The 20,869-nt window shown below is 74.1% G+C and carries 21 protein-coding genes; 15 read left to right on the forward strand and 6 right to left on the reverse strand.

From position 1 onward, the window contains the following. The first annotated feature begins 483 nt into the window (after positions 1 to 483). Both ACIQIB_RS18890 and ACIQIB_RS18895 read left to right on the forward strand, forming a co-directional pair. Positions 484 to 1,134, forward strand: a complete 651-nt coding sequence (locus ACIQIB_RS18890) for a helix-turn-helix domain-containing protein (RefSeq protein WP_363606603.1) — start codon at positions 484 to 486, stop codon at positions 1,132 to 1,134. A 37-nt stretch (positions 1,135 to 1,171) separates the two neighbouring features. Next, positions 1,172 to 1,978, forward strand: a complete 807-nt coding sequence (locus tag ACIQIB_RS18895; RefSeq protein WP_400759122.1) for a S16 family serine protease — start codon at positions 1,172 to 1,174, stop codon at positions 1,976 to 1,978. Between the two features lie 42 nt (positions 1,979 to 2,020). Here ACIQIB_RS18895 and ACIQIB_RS18900 read toward each other — a convergent pair whose 3' ends face one another. Next, positions 2,021 to 2,584 carry an Lrp/AsnC family transcriptional regulator gene (locus ACIQIB_RS18900; protein WP_363606607.1) on the reverse strand — a complete coding sequence of 188 codons (564 nt, stop codon included), beginning with the start codon at positions 2,582 to 2,584 and terminating at the stop codon, positions 2,021 to 2,023. Between the two features lie 200 nt (positions 2,585 to 2,784). On the opposite strand from ACIQIB_RS18900, the gene ACIQIB_RS18905 reads away from it, so the two are divergent. Next, positions 2,785 to 3,315 (forward strand): VOC family protein, encoded by a 531-nt coding sequence (locus tag ACIQIB_RS18905; RefSeq protein WP_363606608.1) that lies wholly within the window; start codon positions 2,785 to 2,787, stop codon positions 3,313 to 3,315. Positions 3,316 to 3,322: 7 nt separating this feature from the next. Here ACIQIB_RS18905 and ACIQIB_RS18910 read toward each other — a convergent pair whose 3' ends face one another. Continuing rightward, positions 3,323 to 3,880, reverse strand: a complete 558-nt coding sequence (locus ACIQIB_RS18910) for a hypothetical protein (RefSeq protein WP_400759125.1) — start codon at positions 3,878 to 3,880, stop codon at positions 3,323 to 3,325. A gap of 178 nt (positions 3,881 to 4,058) precedes the next feature. Between ACIQIB_RS18910 and ACIQIB_RS18915 the strand changes: the two genes are divergently transcribed. From ACIQIB_RS18915 to ACIQIB_RS18930, 4 genes are all read left to right on the forward strand, one after another. Further along, the gene (locus ACIQIB_RS18915; RefSeq protein WP_363606611.1) at positions 4,059 to 4,784 is read left to right on the forward strand and encodes a response regulator transcription factor; all 726 of its coding nucleotides are present in this window, start codon (positions 4,059 to 4,061) and stop codon (positions 4,782 to 4,784) included. Further along, positions 4,781 to 6,322, forward strand: coding sequence for a sensor histidine kinase (locus ACIQIB_RS18920; RefSeq protein WP_400759127.1), 1,542 nt, complete (start codon positions 4,781 to 4,783; stop codon positions 6,320 to 6,322). The genes ACIQIB_RS18915 and ACIQIB_RS18920 overlap by 4 nt, the downstream gene beginning before the upstream one ends. 244 nt (positions 6,323 to 6,566) lie before the next feature. Further along, positions 6,567 to 8,153, forward strand: a complete 1,587-nt coding sequence (locus ACIQIB_RS18925; protein ID WP_400759129.1) for a cellulose binding domain-containing protein — start codon at positions 6,567 to 6,569, stop codon at positions 8,151 to 8,153. Between the two features lie 175 nt (positions 8,154 to 8,328). Continuing rightward, on the forward strand, positions 8,329 to 9,732 hold the full coding sequence (locus tag ACIQIB_RS18930; protein ID WP_400759132.1) for a glycosyltransferase 87 family protein: 1,404 nt from the start codon (positions 8,329 to 8,331) through the stop codon (positions 9,730 to 9,732). A gap of 71 nt (positions 9,733 to 9,803) precedes the next feature. Here ACIQIB_RS18930 and ACIQIB_RS18935 read toward each other — a convergent pair whose 3' ends face one another. Further along, positions 9,804 to 10,220 (reverse strand): SsgA family sporulation/cell division regulator, encoded by a 417-nt coding sequence (locus ACIQIB_RS18935; protein ID WP_363606615.1) that lies wholly within the window; start codon positions 10,218 to 10,220, stop codon positions 9,804 to 9,806. A gap of 403 nt (positions 10,221 to 10,623) precedes the next feature. Here ACIQIB_RS18935 and ACIQIB_RS18940 point away from each other — a divergent pair, with 403 nt between their 5' ends. Continuing rightward, positions 10,624 to 12,114, forward strand: coding sequence for an RDD family protein (locus ACIQIB_RS18940; RefSeq protein WP_400759134.1), 1,491 nt, complete (start codon positions 10,624 to 10,626; stop codon positions 12,112 to 12,114). A 78-nt stretch (positions 12,115 to 12,192) separates the two neighbouring features. Continuing rightward, a complete protein-coding gene (locus ACIQIB_RS18945) occupies positions 12,193 to 12,924 on the forward strand; it encodes an RDD family protein (RefSeq protein ID WP_400759135.1) in 732 nt (243 codons plus the stop codon). Positions 12,925 to 12,962: 38 nt separating this feature from the next. On the opposite strand, the gene ACIQIB_RS18950 is transcribed toward ACIQIB_RS18945, so the two are convergent. Next, positions 12,963 to 13,220: a hypothetical protein gene (locus ACIQIB_RS18950; protein ID WP_363606618.1), complete on the reverse strand. Its 258-nt coding sequence runs from the start codon at positions 13,218 to 13,220 to the stop codon at positions 12,963 to 12,965. Between the two features lie 202 nt (positions 13,221 to 13,422). Here ACIQIB_RS18950 and ACIQIB_RS18955 point away from each other — a divergent pair, with 202 nt between their 5' ends. The 4 genes from ACIQIB_RS18955 (at position 13,423) to mycP (ending at position 17,623) form a co-directional block, all read left to right on the forward strand. Beyond that, positions 13,423 to 14,142 carry an endonuclease V gene (locus tag ACIQIB_RS18955; RefSeq protein ID WP_400759137.1) on the forward strand — a complete coding sequence of 240 codons (720 nt, stop codon included), beginning with the start codon at positions 13,423 to 13,425 and terminating at the stop codon, positions 14,140 to 14,142. 139 nt (positions 14,143 to 14,281) lie between these two features. Beyond that, positions 14,282 to 14,728, forward strand: a complete 447-nt coding sequence (locus ACIQIB_RS18960) for a hypothetical protein (RefSeq protein WP_363606620.1) — start codon at positions 14,282 to 14,284, stop codon at positions 14,726 to 14,728. Positions 14,729 to 14,765: 37 nt separating this feature from the next. Further along, entirely contained in the window at positions 14,766 to 16,208 is a 1,443-nt protein-coding gene (locus tag ACIQIB_RS18965) for a WXG100 family type VII secretion target (protein ID WP_400759140.1), read from the forward strand. Between the two features lie 89 nt (positions 16,209 to 16,297). Beyond that, the gene (gene mycP / locus ACIQIB_RS18970) at positions 16,298 to 17,623 is read left to right on the forward strand and encodes a type VII secretion-associated serine protease mycosin (RefSeq protein WP_400759143.1); all 1,326 of its coding nucleotides are present in this window, start codon (positions 16,298 to 16,300) and stop codon (positions 17,621 to 17,623) included. Positions 17,624 to 17,729: 106 nt separating this feature from the next. On the opposite strand, the gene ACIQIB_RS18975 is transcribed toward mycP, so the two are convergent. Beyond that, positions 17,730 to 18,218 carry a GNAT family N-acetyltransferase gene (locus ACIQIB_RS18975; RefSeq protein WP_400759145.1) on the reverse strand — a complete coding sequence of 163 codons (489 nt, stop codon included), beginning with the start codon at positions 18,216 to 18,218 and terminating at the stop codon, positions 17,730 to 17,732. Between the two features lie 152 nt (positions 18,219 to 18,370). Between ACIQIB_RS18975 and ACIQIB_RS18980 the strand changes: the two genes are divergently transcribed. Beyond that, positions 18,371 to 18,949 carry a DinB family protein gene (locus tag ACIQIB_RS18980; RefSeq protein ID WP_400759148.1) on the forward strand — a complete coding sequence of 193 codons (579 nt, stop codon included), beginning with the start codon at positions 18,371 to 18,373 and terminating at the stop codon, positions 18,947 to 18,949. A 53-nt stretch (positions 18,950 to 19,002) separates the two neighbouring features. On the opposite strand, the gene ACIQIB_RS18985 is transcribed toward ACIQIB_RS18980, so the two are convergent. Further along, positions 19,003 to 19,446 (reverse strand): hypothetical protein, encoded by a 444-nt coding sequence (locus tag ACIQIB_RS18985; protein WP_363606626.1) that lies wholly within the window; start codon positions 19,444 to 19,446, stop codon positions 19,003 to 19,005. A gap of 291 nt (positions 19,447 to 19,737) precedes the next feature. Here ACIQIB_RS18985 and ACIQIB_RS18990 point away from each other — a divergent pair, with 291 nt between their 5' ends. Continuing rightward, entirely contained in the window at positions 19,738 to 20,835 is a 1,098-nt protein-coding gene (locus ACIQIB_RS18990; RefSeq protein WP_400759151.1) for a cation diffusion facilitator family transporter, read from the forward strand. Positions 20,836 to 20,869 lie beyond the last annotated feature (34 nt).

Genomic DNA, 20,869 nt, shown 5'->3' on the forward strand with positions numbered 1-20,869 from the left:
GTGAAACGGAGGTCGTCGCCGTGTCCGGCAGATCCCCATGTGGGTGACCAGATCGAACAACCTCAAGCCGATCACCGGAGGTAAAACGACAAGCTGAGCCGGCGGGCGTCCGGGGCCGGGCACCCGGGGCGGCCGGTCCGGGCGTGGCGCCCCCCTCCGGTCCAGGTGTCCGAACTTCGGACTGTGTTCGAACTGACACCCGGTCACGCCTTGTGATACGTGGGCATTTGCCCGGATTTGCCGGGCGCGTTCAAATCGATCATGCCCGAATTTTGGACAACCACTTCCGTCGCGACATTTCCTTCACTACCTTTCCCACACGCTCTTCCGCCGGGTAACCCCCGGGGACGGGCGCCGCAGGACCGCCAGGGCGTCAAGGACGACACACCGCGGCCCGAGCGCGGTCACCCACCTGCGCGCGACACCTGAGTCCCGGACCGGCGCCGCCGCTCCGGCGACCGCCGCGGAAAGGAATTGCGCGTCGTGACTGCAGAGACCTCCCAGACCCTGGACCGTGGCGTCCGGGTCCTCAAACTCCTCGCCGACTCCGAGCGCGGGCTGACGGTCACCGAACTGGCCGCCCGGCTCGCCGTCAACCGGACCGTCGTCTACCGGCTGCTGGCCACCCTGGAGCAGCACGGGCTGGTCCGTCGGGACATCGGCGGCCGGGCCCGGGTCGGCCTGGGTGTCCTGCGCCTGGCGCACCGGGTGCACCCGCTGCTGCGCGAGGCGGCCCTGCCGGCCCTGCGCAGCCTGGCCGAGGACCTCGGCGCCACCGCCCATCTGACCCTGGTGGACGGCAACGAGGCGCTGGCCGTCGCCGTGGTCGAACCCAGCTGGACCGACTTCCACGTCGCGTACCGGACCGGCCTGCGCCACCCGCTGGGCGAGAGCGCCGCCGGGCGGGCGATCCTGGAGGCGCGCGGGTTCCCCGGCCAGCGCCGGCCGGACCAGGGATTCGTCATCACCCGTGCGGAGGAGCAGTCCGGGGCGTCCGGCGCCGCGGCCGCGCTGCTGGGGCTGAGCGGGATCGAGGGCAGCGTGGGCGTGGTGATGCTGAACGGACTGGTCCCCGAGCGGGTCGGCCCCCGGGTGGTGGAGGCGGCGACCGAGGTGGCCGACGCCCTGCGGTAGTACCCGGCGGGAGTGCCGGGTGTGTTTGGATGCCTCTGTGTCCGACTCCAGGCTGCCCAAGGCCCTGACCGCCCCCCGTACCCGCGCGCTGGCGCTGTGCGGGGCGCTGGTCACCGCGCTGTTCGGCGTGGCGGCCTTCGTCCCGCTGCCGTACACCCTCACCTGGCCCGGCGTGACGGCGGACACCCTCGGCAGCTACCAGGACCGGCCGGTGCTCACCATCACCGGAGCGCCGGTCCGGGCCACCGACGGCCAGCTGCGGATGGTGACCATCTCGGCGACCAGCCCGGGGGAGCGCACCACCTTCTGGCGCTCGCTGCAGGCCTGGTTCGACCGGGACGAGGCGGTCCGGCCGACCGACACCGTCTACCCGCAGGGCAATCCGGCCAAGGCCGAGGAGGTCACCGCCCGGCAGATGGCCGAGTCGCAGAACAGCGCCGCGATGGCCGCGCTCTCCTACCTCCACCTCTCGCCGGACCAGGTGAAGGTGAAGGTCGACCTCGGCGACATCGGCGGCCCGAGCGCCGGCCAGATGCTGGCGCTGGGCATCGTCGACAAGCTCGCCGGGGACGGCAAGGGCGGCGACCTCACCGGCGGGCTGAAGATCGCGGGCACCGGCACCATCGACGACCAGGGCACCATCGGCGCGGTGGGCGGCGTACCGCTGAAGACGCAGGCCGCCGCCCGGGACGGCGCGACGGTGTTCCTGCTGCCCAAGGACGAGTGCACGGACGCCAAGGTGAACACGCCCGAGGGCCTGCGGCTGGTCCCGGTGGGCACGCTGGGGGAGGCCGTCTCCGCGCTGGAGGCGCTCAGGAACGGCGGCGGCGTCCCGAGCTGCTGACGGCCGACGGCGGCCGGACGGCGCGGGTGCCGGGCCGGGCGGCTACTCCGCGGCGGCCTGGTCCACCAGCGGCAGGATCCGGTAGGGCACCGGGTTCTCCAGCGCGATCGCCGTCGAGGACCGGACGATCCCGTCGAAGCCCACCACCCGGTCGATCACCCGTTGCAGATCGGCGTTGGAACGGGCCACGATCCGCACCATCATGTCCCCGTGCCCGGTGATCGTGTGCAGTTCCAGCACCTCCGGCACGCCCACCAGGTGCGCCCGCACGTCCGCGCCCTGCCCCTGGGAGATCTCCAGCGTGGCGAACGCCGTCACCGGGTAGCCCAGCGCCGCCGGGTCCACCTCCGGGCCGAAGCCGCCGATCACCCCCTTCGCCTGGAGCCGGTCCAGCCGCGCCTGCACGGTGCCCCGGGCCACCTGGAGGCGGCGGGAGCACTCCAGCACCCCGATCCGGGGCTCCTCCGCCAGCAGCCGGATCAGCCGTCCGTCCAGCGGGTCGATCGCGTCGTTGCCGCCGCCCGCGCCCGCCGGCGGCGCGGAAGGGCTCGGTGCGGCAGGGGAGTCGGCCGAGCCGGGGGAGCTCGGGGAGTTGGCGGGGGGCATCGCGGGCTCCGTCCTCCGGTGGGCATTCTGTACAGCGGTGCGGCCGATTCTCCCGCCCCGGCGCACACCTTGACCAGGAGGAAACGGAACAGTTGCGCGGCGGTCGGCTCGGCGCCACCCTCCAGCCACACCCCCGTGAGCCGGTCCCCGCACCGCGCCCGGGCTGATCGTGGTCCCGTACGCCTACCGGGAGGGCCGTCATGACCGACACCGCCGCCGAACCCGTTCTGCTCGCCGCGGGCCGGGAGGAGCCCGACCTCGTCCCGATGGGGCGCGCCGACGCGGTGGTCTTCGCGGTCGGGGACGCCGAGCGCGCGGCACGTCGCTACGCCGCCGCGCTCGGCCTGCGATGTACCGCCTACGCGGGGCCCGGGACGGGCGAGCCGGAGACCGTCTCGTACGTGCTGCGGGCGCCCGGGACGCGGTTCGTGCTCACCTCGCCGGTCCAGGTCGTCGGCCCGCGCGGGCGGGAGCTGGCCGCGTACCTGGCCCGGCACGGCGACGGGGTGGTGGACCTGGCGGTGGCGGTGCCCGACGTCCACTACGCGTACGACTTCGCCGTCGACCGGGGCGCCGGCTCGCTGGCCGAGCCGTACGAGGTGCGGGACCGCTACGGCACGGTGGTGCTCGCCGCGATCAGGGTGCCCGGCGGCACCCGGCACACCCTGGTCGACCGCTCCCGCTACACCGGGCCCTATCTGCCCGGGTACCTGCCGTTCGAGGGGTGGTGACGGGAGGTCAGCGGATCACCGGGTCGACAATCGGCGGGTGGCCGTTCCAGTAGGCGATGACCGAGTTGGTCTGGTCGTCCTTGGTGAAGTCCACCCGCAGCCACTGCTCGCCGTTCCAGACCCGCATCGTCCAGCCGGGGTCCGGTGTGGCGGAGACCAGCGAGGCACTGTCCGACCGGATGTCCAGGGCCACCTTGCCGCCCGGGACCGGGTAACTGCGCACGGTGGACGTGGGGGTGGCGGTCGGTACGGGCCGGCGGGAGGAGGGCTGGGCGGTGGCCGCGGTGACGGGACTGCGCTGGGTGGTCGGGGCGGCGGGCGTGGACGGCGGGGCGGGCGGCTGGGGCTGGGGCGTCGACGGCGCCTGCGTCTGGGCCTGCGCGGACGTGGGCGTCGGCGTGGGTGTCGGCCTGGTCCCGCTGGAGGCCGGGGAGGGCAGTGGCAGCGCCGTCGGCTGCTCGAACGCGGCGCCGGTCAGCACCGCGTGCACGCCGAGCCAGGACAGCGCCACCGCCGCCCCGGTGGCTGCCGCCCAGGCGCCGAGCTGTACCAGTCCGTTCCGCATCGTGCGCACATCCTGCCGTATCCCGGGGCGCGGCAGGTGGGCACCCCTGCTATTCGGCAGGGTAGTTGCACAAAACCCCGGCCGCGGGCCGGACCGGGTCCGGCCCCGCCCGCGGCCGGGGCCGGACCCGACCCCGAGGTACAGACCATTGCATGCCGATGGCGTACCGTGCAGCCCCATGGCAACAGTGCTCGTGGTCGAGGACGACCCCTTCGTACGCTCCGCCCTCATCCGGCACCTGGCCGACACCGGCCACGCGGTCCGCAGTGTGGGCACGGCACTTGAGGCGCTGCGCGAGGTCGCCCAGGTCGGCTGTGACCTGGTGATCCTCGACCTCGGCCTGCCCGATCTGGACGGCAGCGAGGCGCTCAAGATGATCCGCGGCCTGACCAATGTGCCGGTCATCATCTCCACCGCCCGCGACGACGAGACCGAGATCGTCCGGCTGCTCAACGACGGCGCCGACGACTACTTGGTGAAACCTTTCTCCGGTGAGCACCTCAGCGCCCGGATGGCCGCCGTCCTGCGCCGGCTCGGCGGCGGCGTGGCCCCCGTGGCCCAGGTGCTCAGAGTTGGCGGGCTCGCCATCGATCTCCAGCGGCGCGAGGCCGCGCTGGACGGGCGGCCGCTGGATCTGACCCGCCGTGAATTCGACCTGCTGGCCTTTCTCGCCGCCCGCCCGGGGGTGGTGGTGCCGCGCAAGGAGATCCTGGCCGAGGTCTGGCGTCAGACCTACGGCGGCGACCAGACCATCGACGTCCACCTCTCCTGGCTGCGCCGCAAGCTCGGCGAGACCGCCTCCAGCCCCCGTTACCTGCACACCGTGCGCGGCGTCGGGGTCCGGCTGGAGGCGGCCGGGCACCCCACCGGTCCCGGGCCGGCCCACGCGGAGCGCCGGACATGAGGAAGTTCGGCCACTCGCTGCGCTGGGCCCTGATCAAGGCCGCCGTGGCCGGTACCACCATGGTCGCGCTGGCCTTCCTCATTCCGCTCGGGCTGATGGTCCAGCAGACCGCCCGCGACCGGGCGTTCACCGCGGCGGAGCGTCAGGCCGCGGCCCTCGGCCCGGCGCTCGCCATCACCACCGGCCAGGAGGCCATCACCCGCGCCGTGGCCAGCACCGACGCGGGCGCGCAGCGCCGGATGGCGGTCCACCTGCCGGCCCCGGCGCGGACCGCCGCCGGGGCGGACGGCACGGCGGCCACGGCACCGGCCGCGGTGCCGGGCGTCCTGCCCGGCGCGGCACCGACCGCGGTGCCCGGCGTGCCCGCCGCGGCGGGCGGGGAGCCGGCCGGCGCGGGTGAGGGGGGCGGGCCGACCATCGGCGACGCCCACGCGCTCGCCGCCGACGTGGCCAGCGCCGCCGGCCAGGGCCGCTCGTTCACCGTCGAGGTGCCCGGCGGCTTCGCGCTGCTCCAGCCGGTCGCCGTCGACACCGGCCGGACCGCCGTGGTCGAGGTGTTCGTGGCCGACGTCGACCTCACCCGGGGCGTCTCCACCGCCTGGCTGGTGCTGTCCGCCGTCGCACTCGCCCTGGTCGCCATCTCGGTGCTGGTCGCCGACCGGATGGGCGCGCGGATCGTCGCCTCCGCCCGCCGGCTGGCCGGCGCCGCCCGTTCGCTCGGCGCCGGCAACCTCGCGGTCCGGGTGCCCACCGACGGCCGGCAGACCGCCGGCAGCCCCGAGGAACTGCGCGAGGCCGCGCACGCCTTCAACGCCATGGCCGACCGGGTCGTCCACCTGCTCGCCGCCGAGCGGGAGCTGGCCGCCGACCTGTCGCACCGGCTGCGTACCCCGCTCACCGTGCTGCGGCTCAACGCCGCCTCGCTCGGCGAGGGCGACGCCGCCGACGCCACCCGGCACGCCGTCTCCCAGCTGGAGCGCGAGGTCGACCAGATCATCCGCTCGGCCCGCCGGGCGCCCGAGGACGCGCCCGCCGTCACCGTCGGGTGCGACGCCGCCGAGGTGATCCAGGAACGGGTCGGCTTCTGGTCCGCGCTCGCCGAGGACGAGGGCCGCCGCTGGCAGCTCGCCGGCGCCGACCAGCCGGCCCCCGTCCCGGTCCAGCGCGGCGACCTCGCCGCCGCCGTGGACGCGCTGCTCGGCAACGTCTTCCGGCACACCGCCGTCGGCACCGCCTTCTCGGTGGACGTGCTCGCCGCCGACAGCTCGGTCATCGTCCTGGTCGGCGACGCCGGCCCGGGCTTCACCGACCCCGAGGCCGCCCTGCAGCGCGGCCAGGGCCACGGCGGCGAGGGCTCCACCGGCCTCGGTCTGGACATCGCCCGCAAGCTCGCCGAGGCCACCGGCGGCGATCTCGCGCTCGGCCGCTCCGCCGTGCTCGGCGGCGCCGAGATCCGGCTGCGGCTGGAGGCGCGCCCCGACGGCGCCCCGGCCCGGGCCGGCCGCCGCCGCAGCCGCAGCGCGCTGTTCCAGCGGTGAACCCCGGCGACGCCCCCGGCCTCTTTCTTAAGCGGGCCCTAAGGGACCTGTACCCCTCGCTCAGCAGGCCGGTTCCGGTCCTCGGGCACCGCTAGCGTCGTCCGCGCCGGTCACCCGACCGAGCCGGGTCGCAGGCCCGCGACGGGTCCACGCACCCTCGCCCGGCCGCTGCGGCCCCCACCGGCCCCACCTTGCCTCCCCCACCCTTTCGGGCGGGGAGGTTTCCCAGCGGAGGTACGCCCCTATGACGACCCAGCCCAACCGCCGTCCAGGCCGCCGCCGACGCAGCCGCAAGGGGACCGTCATCGGCGCCTCGGCGGTCGCCGCCGCGCTGGTCGCGGGCGGTGTCGTCGTCCTCGCGTCCTCGGCCAGCGCCGCCTCGCTGGGCGCCGTCTACAGCCGCACCAGCACCTGGGACGCCGGCTACACCGGCCAGTACCTGGTCACCAACCCCGACAGCGGCGCGATCGAGGACTGGACGCTCTCCTTCGACCTGCCCGCCGGAGCGAAGATCGACTCGCTCTGGAACGCCACCTTCAGCGCCACCGGGCAGCGCATCACCGTCAAGCCCGAGTCGTGGAACAAGCGGCTGGAGCCCGGCAGGAGCGTGGTGGTCGGCTTCGTCGCCCAGGGCTCCGGCGCCGCCCAGGGCGAGCCCGGCAACTGCCTGATCAACAACGTCTCCTGCAAGGCCGGCGACGGCACCGCGCCCACCCCCTCGGGCCGGCCGACCACCTCGCCCAGCGCCAGCGCCACCGCGACCGCCGTCCCGACGTCGGCCACCCCGACCGCGACGGCCCAGCCCACCACCGCCCCGCCCAGCCCCACCGCCACCGTCAAGCCCACCACCCCGGCGCCGACGCCGACCACGGTCCCGACGCCCACCGCGACCGGCACGCCCGTCCCGGCCACCGGCGCCGGCTTCGCCCCGTTCGTGGACACCTCGCTCTACCCGCCGTACGACCTGGTCGCCACCGCCAAGGCGAGCGGCGTCAAGAACTTCACCCTGGCCTTCGTGGTCTCCGGCGGCGGCTGCGTCCCCAAGTGGGGCGGCGTCAGCGACCTCTCCGCCGACGCGGTGGCCGCGCAGATCGGCGCGCTGCGGGCGATCGGCGGCGACGTCCGGGTCTCCTTCGGCGGTGCCAACGGCAGCGAGCTGGCCCTCGCCTGCTCCTCGGTGGCCGACCTGACCGCCGTCTACCAGAAGACCGTCGACACCTTCGGCCTGACCAAGATCGACTTCGACGTGGAGGGCGGCGCGATCGGCAACACCGCCGCCAACACCCGCCGCGCCCAGTCCATCGCCCAGCTGCAGAAGAACGCCGCGGCCAAGGGCAAGGCCCTGGACGTCTCCTACACCCTGCCCGCGCTGCCCTCCGGCCTCACGCAGGAGGGCGTCAACCTGGTCGCCGACGCCAAGAACAACGGCGTCGCGATCGGCGCGGTCAACATCATGGCGATGGACTTCGGCGACGGCGTCGCCCCGAACCCGCAGGGCCAGATGGGCAAGTACGCCATCGCCGCCGCCACCGCCACCCAGGCCCAGGTGAAGAGCGTGCTCGGCCTGGACGACGCGTCCGCCTGGCGCAAGGTCGCCGTCACCCCGATGATCGGCGTCAACGACGTCGCCAGCGAGATCTTCACGGTCGCCGACGCCAAGCAGCTCGCCGACTTCGCCACCGCCAAGCACCTCGCCTGGCTGGCCATGTGGTCCGGCACCCGGGACAAGGCCTGCGACGGCGGCGCCAAGGCGTACGCCGACGCCAGCTGCAGCAGCATCGTCCAGCAGCCGCTGGACTTCACCCGGGCCCTCGGCGCCTACGCCGGCTGACCCGTCGACCGCCCTCCCCCCGGCCCCGGCCGGCCGCGCACCGACCGCAACGGAGCGTGGCCGGCCGGGGCGTTTCCCTCAGGGTGGACACTCTCCGTGACCGAACGGCGCCGGGCCGGGGTGCCGGGCATCCGGTATCGTCGCTGGTTGGTCGAGCGGTGGACGGAGCGGAACAGTGACAGCGGTGCAAGACGAGCGCAGCCCGGTGCGAACCGCACCCGACCCGGCGCCCGCCCCCCTGTCGAACCGGCTGAAGGCCGCCCTCGGCGCGCCCGTCCAGGCCCTGCGCGAGGCGCCGCGCCGACCACTGCTGGCCGTCTCCGCCGTGGCGCTGCTGTCCCTGGTCGTCTACGCCGTCGTCCGGCACTTCGTCCACACCTCGATGGTCGACATGATCGTCTACCGGGCCGAGGGCGCCGCCGTCGCCAACGGCACCGATCTGTACGGACTGCGGGTCACCGAGTGGAACCTCCCCGCGACCTACCCGCCGTTCGCCGCGATGCTGTTCGTGCCGACCACCTGGTTCCCCGTCCCCTTCCTCCGGGTGGCGATCACACTCGGTAACCTCGGGCTGCTCGCGCTGCTCACCCACCTGTCGTTCAAGCTGGTCGGCTGGCCACGCCGGGAACTGCGCCCGCTCGGCGTGATCCTGGTCACCGGCGGCGGGGTCTGGCTCGAACCCGTCTTCACCACGCTGCGCTACGGCCAGATCAACCTGGCCCTGGCCTGCCTGATCCTCTGGGACCTCACCCGCCCGGACGGGCGCCGCAGCAAGGGCGTCGCGATCGGCATCGCCGCCGGCATCAAGCTCACCCCCGGCCTGTTCGCCGTCTACCTGCTGATCACCGGCCGGGTCCGGGCCGCGCTGGTGGCCGGCTTCACCTTCCTCGGCACCTTCCTGATCGGCGCCCTCGTCCTGCCGGACGCCACCTGGGGCTTCTGGACCAAGTACCTCTACGACTCCTCGCGGGTCGGCAAGACCGAGATCGTCGACAACCAGTCGGTGCGCGGCGCCATCGCCCGCCTGCTGCACACCGCCGACCCCGGCACCGTCGCCACCCTCGCCGGCGTCGTGGTCGCCGTGGCCGGTCTCGGCGTCGCCGCCTGGGCCTCCTACAGCTCCCGCTGGCTGCCCCGCGCCGAGGCGTGGGGCGTCTGCTGCGCCGCCGTCACCGCCGTCCTGATCTCGCCGATCAGCTGGACCCACCACTGGGTCTGGTGCGTGCCGATGCTCGCCCTGCTCGCCTGCGAGGCGTCGATCGAGCACGCCCGCCCGGCCGCCGTCCGCAAGCTGCGCTGGCGCGCCGCCTTCTGGGCCACGCTGGTCGCCTTCTTCTCCTTCGCGATGTGGGCCGTGCCGCACCACGGCGACCTCGACCTGCACCTCCCGCCGGCCAGTCAGCTCCCGGCCTCGGTCTACCCCTGGGTCGGGCTCTGCTTCCTGCTGGCCGCCGGGCTACGCATAAGGGCCAGGAGGCGCGCCGCCGGCGCTCCGCTGGTCCGGCTGCCCGGCCAGCGCGGCGGCGGTGGCCACCCGGGCCCCGCGCACGACCGTCAGCAGGCCCCCGCGGCCCGCTGAGTCGTCGGGGCCGCCTGGGCCGGCGAAGCGGTCCGGGCCGCCGGGGTCGTGCGCCCCGGGGGCGCGGCCGGTCACGCGAGCAGCTCGGCGAGCGAACCGTCCAGGTCCAGGGCGGACAGCTCGCTGCCCGGCGGCACCAGCCGGTGCGCCCGCTCCAGCCAGGCCGCGACGGCCGGCAGCGGCGCCTCCAGCAGCGCGTCCCCGGCCGGCGAGCTCAGCGCCAGACAGAGCACGCTGCGCCGGCCCGAGCGGGTCGGCCAGATCCGCACGTCCCCCTGGCCGCACGGCCGGAAGGTCCCCTCGACCAGCAGCTCGCGGGCGAACACCCAGGTGACCGGCGAGCCGGTGTCCAGGTGGAAGGTGATGTGCACCGCGTACGGGTCGTGGCTGCCGTACGACAGCCGGGCCGGGACGGGGACGCTGTGCTCGGGTGAGAGCACCAGGTTGAGTTCCAGCTCGTGCTCGACCACGCTCGTCGCGCGCTCCATGATCGGCTTCCTCTCTGCCTGCGGTTTCGTGCCCGGTTCCGGGCCCTGCCCCCTTTCAGAGCGCGTCCGGGGTCCGTTCTTACTCGGGTTTCCGAGATTTCTTCGCGGACTTCCGTGGACTTCGGTGAGGAGTGGTGAACACGGTGGAGTGAGCGCGTGTTCGTGGGCGCGCGCCGGGGCGACCGCAGGCCGGCCTTACCCCGTTCGAACCCGCTCCGTCCGATGATTGACCAACTTTCCACCTCGGGGCCGCCGAGGCACTACCCTTTGTGACTGTCCGGCGACTGTCCGCCCATGCGGTGGTGCCCCCGAGCGCGCCAACGGCGCAGCCGCCGCCCCGCCCCGGGTCGCCCGCGTGCTCGCCGGGCGCGCCGCATCGGCCCTGCCAGGAAAGAAGACCCCCATGACGGACCGGCCCTTCGTCGGCGGTACGGACACGGCCGTCGGCCCCGCGCCGGGCTACTACCCCGACCCCTCGATCCCCGGCTTCGTCCGCTACTGGGGCGGCACCGCCTGGGTGCCCGGCACCAGCCGGCCCGCCCCCGCGGCGGGTGAGGTGCTGGAGCCGCCCCGGTTCGCGTCCCGCAGGCCGGTGCAGGGGGGTGCCGGAGTGGGTGGCGGTGCGCGGTTCGTGCCGCCGCCGGTGGTGCCGGAGGCCGGCGGGGAGGGGGCGGGGTTGCCGCCGGGGGCGGGATCCGGGGAGGCGTTCGCGGCGGGGTCCGCGGTGGCCGCGGGGGAGACCGGGCCGGTGTACCTGGACCAGACCGAGGGCAGGGCGTCGTTCAGCGTCGGGCCGCCGGTGGAGCCTGCGGGCGGCCCGGTGTTCCTGCCCGCGCGTGGTGAGGCGGGGGCGTCCGCGGCGGTGGGGTACGAGTCCGTCCCGTCGGGCTGGCAGGTCGACCCGCGGACCCAGCGCGGACTGCTGGACACGGGTGACGCGCCGCGCTGGGTCTCCTGGGGCGTGCTGTCCGGGGCCGGCCCGGCTCCGGACTCCGTGGACTCCGCGCACTCCATGGGCTCTCCGGACTCCGAGGGTTTCCCGGAGCTCTCGGGCGTCCCGGGCTTTCCGGGCTTCCCGGGTGCGGGCGAGTGCGTCGCGGACGAGCGCGGGCCGGCGGCCGGATCGGGGGCCGCGCTCGGTCCTGTGCCCGGCCCCGGCGCCGCTTCCGGGCCCGGCGCAGGCCCGGTGGCGGTTCGCTCCGCCGTTCCGGCGGCTGCCGTGCCCGGTCCCGTACCGGCTTCCGCGGCCGCCTCGCCGTCCGCCCCGTCGGTCCCGTCCGCCCCGGTGGGGTCGGCCGAGTCGGTCCCGGTGGTACCCCCTCCTGCCGCAGCCGCCGTCCGGCCGGTGGCGGAGGCCGCCCCGCGCCGCCCGTCCACCGCCCGGCGCCGCCCCGCCCGGCGGACACCCGCCGGCCCGGGGCGCCGGCTGGCCGCCCGGCTGGTGGACACCGCCGTCCTGGCCGTGGTCGCCGCCGCCGCGGGCCTCCCGCTCGGCCGCGAGGTGTCCGCCCACCTCCAGCGGAAGCTCGACCAGGCCCGGATGGCCAGCGTCCTCACCCACCACCAGGTCCAGGTCTGGCTGGTGGACGGCGTGGTGGTGGGCAGGCTCGCCGTTCTCCTCGGCATCCTGGCCTTCGTCGGACTGCTCTACGAGGTGCTGCCGACCGCCCGTACCGGCCAGACCTTCGGCAAGCGCCTGGCCCGGATCCGGGTGGTGGACGCGGCCCCGGCGGCCGCCCGCGCCCGGCTGGGCTTCGGCCGGTCGCTGCTCCGCTGGACCGTCGGGCAGCTCGCGGCCCTGCTGCTGATCGGCCTGGTCTGGCCGCTGCTCGACCGCCCGGCCCGCCGCGGCTGGCAGGACCGGGCGGCGCGCACCCGGGTCGTCCGGGACTAGGACGTGTTGTGCGGGTCGAATAGGCAAAACGGACTAAATATCCCAACCCCATAGAATGCGTGATGTTCTACTCGGGGCATGAGCACCCACGACCCCTCAGGCCCCGAGCCGGAGGGGGGCGGCCAGCCCTCCTTCGACAAGCGGCCCCCGCAGTCGGGCGGCGGCACGCCGGAAGGTAAGCCGTCGGACCCGTACGGAAACCCCCCGCCGTCGTCCGGTGGCCCCGAAGACCGGCCCGGCGCGTACGGCGGTGAGTACGGCGGCGCCCCCGGCGGGTCGCCGTACGGGCAGAGCCCCTACGGCCAGTCGCCGTACGACCAGCCGCCGCCGCCGCCCGGCTACGGCCCGACCGGACACGGCACACCGGGCGCCGGGCCCCTGCCCGGGATGCCGCCGCTCGGCAGCTGGCCCAACCGGATCCTCGCCCGGCTGATCGACTACCTGCTCGTGCAGGTCGTGGCGATCATCGTGGTACTCCCCTTCGCCAGCCTCGGTGACCGCTCCGGTTCGACCGGCGCGTTCTGGCTCGCCTGCGCGCTCTACCTGGTCTACGAGGGTCTGATGCTCAGCCGGGACGGCCAGACGCTCGGCAAGAAGGCGATGAAGATCCGGGTCGCCATGCTGGCCGACGGCAACTCGCCGGCCCCGGCCGCCGCCTGGACGCGGGCCGCCGTCTTCATCGTCCCGGCGGTCGTCTGCTGCGCCGCCCTCTGGTGGCTGATCGACGGCCTGTTCGGCGTCTTCGACAAGCGGTACCGCCAGTGCCTGCACGACAAGGCCGCGAAAACCGTGGTGGTCTCCACGGCCTGAGCGCGAGCCCTTCGGGTCCGGTGCCGCCAGGTGGTGGGTCAGCGCTGCCGGGCGTACTCGTGCCCGGCGGGGCCCGCGGCGGGTGCGGGCGCCTGGGCGGTGGCGCCCGCCGGACGCCGGCGGGCGGCGGTGGACAGCGACAGCAGGGTCACCAGCGTGCCGAGCGCGAGCGCGAAGCCCAGCAGGACGGCGGTCTCCAGGACACCGGTGGCGCCCGAGACGGCCAGCAGCGCCACGGTGGCGGCGACGACGGTGAAGGTGCCGAGGCAGATCTGAGCGGTGGTCGGGCGCGGCATGGCGGTGGTCCTTCGCACGTCGGGGGGAACGGGCGGTGCCGGGGGAGGTGCCAGGAGCCATGCCCGGCACGGGAGTTCGGTACGTTCAGGCTAGCCCGCCGGCTCCGGGGCACAGGGGGCGCACAGGCTCACCCGGGGGTCGTCCGCCCCACTCGGTACGGTGGTCGCGACCCGACCGCCGACCCTCGCAGGGAGAACCGCCGTGCCCATCCCCGCCGACTGGCCCACCACCGAGGCCGAGGCGCTTGCCGAGCAGGAACGGCTGCGCCCGCTCGTCCGGCCGTACGGCGACAGCCCCGCCGCCGACACCGGCGAGCGGCCCGACGAGGCGCTGGTCGCCGGCGTCGACGTCGCGTACGACGACGAGCGGGACCTCGTGGTCGCCGCCGCCGTCCTGCTGGACCGCGACACCCTCGCCGTCGTCGAGGAGGCCACGGCCGTCGGCCGGATCGCCTTCCCCTACGTACCCGGCCTGCTCGCCTTCCGGGAGCTTCCCGCCGTCCTGGACGCCCTGGCCGCACTCACCCGCACCCCCGGCACCGTGGTCTGCGACGGGTACGGCCTCGCCCACCCGCGCCGCCTCGGCCTGGCCAGCCACCTCGGCGTGCTCACCGGCCTGCGCACCCTCGGGGTCGCCAAGACCCCGTTCACCTTCGACCACCGCGCACCGGACGCCGCCCGCGGCTCCTGGACCCCGCTCACCGACCCCGCGACCGGCGAGGAGGTCGGGCGCGCCGTCCGCACCCGGCCCGGCGTCAAACCCGTCTTCGTCTCGGTCGGCCACCGCATCGGCCTGCCCGAAGCCGTCGACACCACCCTCGGCCTCGCCCGCCAGTACCGCCTGCCCGAGACCACCCGCCGCGCCGACTCGCTCTGCCGCCGCGCCCTCGCCGCGCTGCAGGAGAGGACGCCCACGAACTGACCCCGGGTCAGGCGGTGTGGCGTTCACCGGCGATGCCGTTCTGCCGGCCCGGGCCATGTGTTAGACATGTGTTCCCGGGCGCCGCAGAGGGCCGCGCGGGACGAACGTACGGGACGGACGCACGGGGGAGGCGCCGGGAGTGGGCACGGGGACCGGTTCGAGCGGCGGGGCCGGCGGCGGCTACCGCGTCGAGGTCGAGCAGCTGAGGGCGTTCGCCGCCCAGGTCCGGGTACTGCTGGCCGAGTTCCAGCACTACGCCGACGGCACCACGACGCACGGCCGGAGCGGCGTCGGCAAGAACGCCTTCGGCACCTTCGCCGAGGCCACCGAACTGCACGGCCGGTACCAGGCGATGCGGGACGGCCTGCGGGACGTGCTCAACCAGCTCCAGGAAGCCGTCGACGACGCCCAGAAGAAGGCCGAACTCACCGCCACCAACTACGAGGAGCAGGAGCGCCGCACCGCGGGCAGACTCAAACTCGGCGACGACGGCTGGTCGGTGGCGGTCCCGTCCGCCACCAGCGCCGCCGCGTACGCCCGGACGGTGGCCCCGCCCCGGCACTCCGGCGGGAAGTCCGAACGGTGAGCACCGAACAGCCGAGGAAGAGCGGAGGCGACCACCGGTGAACTACACCGACTTCGGCGCGTACAGCCACGGCCAGCTCCGGAAGATGGCCGAGGCCCTGAACCCCGGCGAGGTCATGGCCGCCAGCGACCCCTGGCGCCGCGCCGCCGACACCCTCAAGGCGATCCGCACCACCCTCACCCGCGCCAGCACCGAGGCGGCCGTCAGCTGGGAGGGCAGCACCAGCGACGCCTTCCACACCCGCATGCTCCAGCTCGCCGCCACCATCAACAACACCGCCGCCTACGCCAACGACGCCGCCATCACCCTCAAGGCCATGTCCGAGGCCATCGCCAAGGCCAAGCGCGACATGCCCGAAGAACCCAGCGGCTGGGACCAGTTCAAGGACGGCGTCGGCGACACCGTCTCCTCCCTCTTCGGCGGCGACGACGAGGACACCAAGACCGCGGTCGTCGAGCAGAAGAAGGCCGAAGCCGTCGCGGTCATGCAGACCCTCGCCATGCACTACCGCGTGGCGACACCGATGCTGAAGCCGCCGCCTCCGCCGCCTCCGCCCGGAAAGCGCGGGGACAACCGTGATCCGGTCTCGCAGGACGACCCCACCGGCTCGGCGGCGGTCGGTGCGATGATTGCCGGAACCGCCATGGGCAGTACCGGAACGCCCTCTTCGGTGACGAACAGCCCGGCACCGCAGAGGCGGAAGCCTCCGGACCAACTTGCGGCGAAGCGCCCCGCCGCGTCGGCAGCGGCCGCGCCGACCGACTCCGGGATCAAGGGTGGTGCGGCGCGCACACTGCCGAAGTCTCCGGGCACGACCAATATCGGCCCCGGTGTGGGCATTGACGGTACGAACGCGAGCATCCCCGGTAGGTCCGGCAGCGGTCTTCCTGCTTCGGGCACCCAGATCTCTGGAAACGGCTTCTCGAACCCTGCTGGCCCTGCAGGTGGATCTACGGGTGGTGGTCCCGGGGGCGGGACCTTCGGCAGTGCAGGGGGGACGGTTGTCGGTATCCCCGGTGGGCCCGGGGGACAGAACAAGGCCGGTGCGCCTGGCGGGGAGCCGCCCGGTCGGGAGAACCTCCCCGGTAGGTCCGCAGTGCGCGGCGGTCAGGCCTTTGGTGCCGGAGAGGTCTACGAGGGTGGCTACGGAGCCGGCGGTCGTGGTGCCCCGCGGCTCAGGGACGGCAGCGGACCGGCAGGGCGGACCGGAGGCGTCATCGGAGAGGGCGGTCGCCCGAGTGTTGGGTCGGGCGGGAGACAGGCATTCACCGAAGGCGGTTCCGGCCTGGGCGCCCGGAACCGAGTCAGGGGGGAGCTCGGCGCCGGAACGGGGGGTGGGCTTGCTCCGGGTATGCCGTTCGGCGACGCACAGCGGCGTAAGAAGGACAACGGGAAGGACGGCAAGCGCCCTGACTACCTCGTGGAGGACGAGGAGACGTGGGCGTCGGACAAGCCGACCAATCCGAACGTGGTGGAATGACTTCTGTCCGAAGGAGGACAGGCCGATCCGACCGGTTGTCCCGCAGACCCGTGATCTGCGGGAGGCCTCGCTGAGTGGGGTGACCAGGCTTGACGAGCAGCCGACTGGCGCGCGGTGCAGCTGTTCTTGCCGCTGGGGCCCTGCTGTGGGGAACCGCTGCCGCACCGGCTTTGGCAGACCAGATCCGTGACAAGCAGTGGCCTCTGGCGTTCCTCGAAGCCGAGAGCAAGGTCTGGCCCGTCAGCCAGGGAGAGGGCGTCGTCGTCGGACTTGTGGACAGCGGCGTCCATCAGGACCACCAGGATCTCGCGGGCCAAGTGCTGCCCGGCGCTGACTTCTCCGGGGCGAAGACGGATGGCCGGGTCGACGGTGACGGCCACGGCACCGCGATGGCGAGTCTGATAGCGGGACACGGACATGGCTCAGAAGCGGGGGTCATGGGCCTGGCGCCGAAGGCGAAGATCCTGCCCGTCAAAATGAGATCGAACGGTGAATCACCGGACCTCCAGCAGAACGATCTCGCGCTGGCCATTCGATTTGCGGTCGATCACGGGGCCAAGGTCATCAACCTGTCCGTCGGTGGGACATCGCGGTTTGATTCCCAGGCACGTGCGGCGGTCGACTACGCGGTGTCCAAGGACGTTGTTCTGGTCGGGGCCGCGGGGAACAGCGGCGGGCAGCTTACGCATGTCGACTATCCGGCGGCATTCCCAGGAGTGGTGGCAGTCGCGGCCGTTGATTCCCAGGGACGTGTATGGGAACGGTCTACGCCAGGTCCTGAGACCACGCTCGCGGCCCCCGGTGCCGAGGTCTATCAGGCCACGGCCAAGTCGACATCGAGCTACGGAATCGGTAATGGCACCTCGGACGCCACCGCCTACGTCTCCGCGACGGCCGCGCTCATTCGGTCGAAGTACCCCGGTCTCTCGGCCGGGCAGGTCATCAACCGGATGATCAAGAGCGCGACTCCGCCCGGCGACGGTTCGGCGGTGCCGAATGACCGGTACGGGTACGGGGTGGTCTCTCCGGCGAAGGCGCTGGAGGCCAATCCGGCAGTGGACGGCGGGCCGAAGGAGAACCCGTTGCTGGGGCGGGCGGAGTCCCAGGGGACTCCGCCGGGGGCGACGACGGCCGTTCCCGGTGGGGAGCCCTCCGAGGACGTGACCGAGCCGCCGATGGCCGCGCCGGTGGCGGGGGCGGGCGGGAACCCGGGGATCACGTACACGTTGGTCGGCGCGGGCGGCCTGTTGGTGCTGGTGGTCGCGGGTGTGGCCGGGGCGGTGGCGGTGCGGGCGCGGCGCCGGAGGCGGGCGGTCGTGGTGCCGGGGTACGGCGGGTACCCGTATGCCGGGCCGACGGCGCCCGTGCCGCCCCCGACGCCTCCGGTGCCGCCGTCGGGGAATCCGTATCAGTGAGCGGGGCCGTGCGGCGCGTCCTCCGAAGGAGTAACCCTCCGGGTGAACGCGGTGTCGGCGGATTCGCTCGAAGGCGTGACGCGGGAGGCGGTGGTCGGGGAGGGGGTCAGAGCTTCCGGTACATCACGTGCAGGCCGATGTCGCCCTTGTCGGGGTGGTGGAAGGCCTCGGGGACGGTGGTGAGGATCTCGAAGCCGAAGGACTGCCAGAGCGCGACGGCGCGGTGGTTGGTCTCGACGACGGCGTTGAACTGCATGGCGCGGTAGCCGTCGGCGCGGGCCTGGTCGAGGACGTGGGCGCAGAGGGCGCGGGCGACTCCGCGCCCGGAGTGGCGGGGGTCGACCATGAAGCCCGCGTTGGCGACGTGGGAGCCTGGGCCGGCCTGGTTGGGGTGGCTCTCGGCGGTGCCCAGGACGGTGCCGTCCTCGTCGACGGCGACGAAGGTGCGGCCGGGGGCGGGCCTGCACCAGAGGGCGCGGGCCCGTTCCTCGCCGGTGTCGCGGTCCCAGCAGTACGTCTCGCCGGCGGCGACGATCTCACGCAGGAAGCGCCAGATGGCCGGCCAGTCGTCGGGGGTGGCCTCGCGGATGAGCATGGTGTCCAGCATGGACCGGAGCGCCCCGGTTTGACCAGGGGTTTCCGGCCTGCGGGCGGTCGGTCCGGCCCGGCGGCGGGCTGGCAGTATTTCGGCGGCCGCTGGCGGTAAGGGCGCTGGCCGGGGCGCCGGCCCGCCGTCATCCTGGATGCATGACCACCGCCGAGAACCCCGCCGCCGTCGTCCCGGACACCAAGGACTGGACCTGGGTCCTGGAGCGCCCCTGCCCGGACTGCGGTCTGGACACCCCGTCCGTGGCCCGGGAGGAGGTCGCCGGGATGATCCGGGCCAATGCGGACGCCTGGCTGGCCGTGCTGGCCGGCGAGGAGGACGCGCTGCGCCGCCGCCGCAGTCCGGAGATCTGGTCGGACCTGGAGTACGCCTGCCACGTCCGGGACGTCTTCCGGCTGTTCCACGTCCGTCTGAACCTCATGCTCGACCACGAGAACCCGCTCTTCCCGAACTGGGACCAGGACGAGACGGCCGTCGCCGACCGCTACGGGGAGCAGCGTCCGCAGGGCGTGGCCGACGGGCTGGCCGCCGCCGCGCAGACGCTGGCGGCCGCCTTCGAGGAGGTCGCGGACGGGCAGTGGCAGCGTACGGGGGGCCGCAGCGACGGCGCGCGTTTCACGGTGGAGTCGTTCTCCCGCTACCTGATCCATGACCCGGTCCACCACCTGTACGACGTCACGGGCGAGCGGGCCCGGGCCGCCGGGCGGCGGGTGGTGTAGGGGAGTTCAGCCGGTGGGCAGGCCTCCGGCCGGGGCCTGGGCCCGTGCCGGGGTCACCAGTCGGAGGCCTCGCGCAGCATGGTCCGGCGGAGCCGGCCGGCCACGCTGGCGGTGTCGGTGCCGATGACGTCGGCGATCTCGGGCGCGGCGAGACCGACGACGTAGTGCAGGATCGCCAGGTCGTCGTCGACGGGGTGGCGGACCGGTTCCGGCGGCCGGGACAGCCGGGTGTGATCGGTGACGATGCCGCGCAGGATCTGCCAGGCGTGCGCGGTCGGGTTGGAGCTGCCCAGCAACTCGCGCCAGCGGATCGCGATTTCGGCGAACGCCTGTTGGACCGCGCCGGCCGCCTCGGCCTGTTCCGGCAGCCAGACCCGGGCGTAGCTGAGGTACCGAGGCCGGTGCAGCTCACAGAAAGCCGTGAACTCCAACGGCATGTCGGGTGGTTCGCCGGGCCCCGGAGGGGGTTCGGCGGTGCTGTCATGACGAATTGTCATCTCGACTTCTCGGCAAGGGAGATGGATTTCTGACGGTCGATCATCTGTGCTCACTCTACGGTAGGCGCTCGGTGCGCTGGGTTACCAATCGGCCGGAGCGCCCGGCGTGCGCCGTCGCCCGGCCGGTTCCGGTGGCGGCCGGCGGGGCGGGGCGGACGGAGGGTTGGCGAGGGAGCGGTCGTGGCGTGGTGCGCAGTAGCGCCACGGGTGCAGGTGCGAGCGCGTCGCACCTGGTCAGGAGGTGTAGGACGGCAATAGCTGCAAGGCAGTTGATGTGCCACCGTAGGCCGTATGGAGGCTCACGTCCACGACCACGGCGCGAAGCCGCGCCCGCACAACCATTCACACGACCACCCGCACGGTGGTGATGCCGATGATCATGCTGACGCCCGTCAGGTGCAAGCTCGCCGCTCCGGCCGCGGCGATCACGGGCGGACCCGTGCGCACGGCTCCCCGCGCCACCGTCTCGGCCATCTGCTGCGCCCGCACTCGCACGACGCGGCGGACCGGGTGGACGCCGCCCTGGAGGCCTCCGCGGACGGTCTGCGCACGCTCTGGATCTCCCTCCTGGTGCTCGGCGCCACCGCGCTGGTCCAGGCCGCCGTGGTGCTGTTCTCCGGCTCGGTGGCGCTGCTCGGCGACACCGTGCACAACCTGGCGGACGCGCTGACGGCGGTCCCGCTGGCGGTGGCCTTCCTGCTCGGCCGCCGGGCGGCGAACCGCCGCTACACCTACGGCTACGGGCGGGCCGAGGATCTGGCGGGTGTCGCGATCGTGCTCGCGGTCGCCGCCTCGGCCGGGTTCGCCGGGCTGGCCGCGGTGGACCGCCTGCTGAACCCCCGGCCGGTGGGCCACCTCTGGGCGGTGGCCGGCGCGGCGGTGGCCGGCTGTGTCGGCAACGAGTGGGTGGCCCGCTACCGGATCAGGACCGGCCGGCGGATCGGCTCGGCGGCCCTGGTGGCGGACGGTGTGCACGCCCGTACCGACGGCCTGACCTCGCTGGCGGTGCTGGCCGGCGCGGTCGGCGCCGGACTCGGCCTGCCCTGGGCGGACCCGCTGGTCGGCCTGCTGATCACGGTGGCGATCCTGTGGGTGCTGCGGGGTTCGGTGCGCGAGGTCGGCCGCAGGCTGATGGACGGGGTGGATCCGGCTCTGGTGGACGCCGCAGAGGGCGCGTTGCGCGAGGTGGAGGGCGTGCGCGGGGTGGGCGCGCTCCGAATGCGCTGGATCGGGCACACGCTGCGGGCCGAGGCGGACGTGGTGGTGGACGGCACGCTCTCGGTGGTGGCGGCGCACCGGGTGGCCGAGGCGGCGGAGCAGGCGCTGGTCCGGGCGGTCCCGCGCCTGCTGGCCGCCACCGTGCACATCGACCACGCTCCGGCGGCCTGAGGCCGAATCGCGAAGCGCGGCCGTGGGTGTGATC

The organism is Kitasatospora sp. NPDC092286, from assembly GCF_044755565.1.
Lineage (GTDB): Bacteria > Actinomycetota > Actinomycetes > Streptomycetales > Streptomycetaceae > Kitasatospora.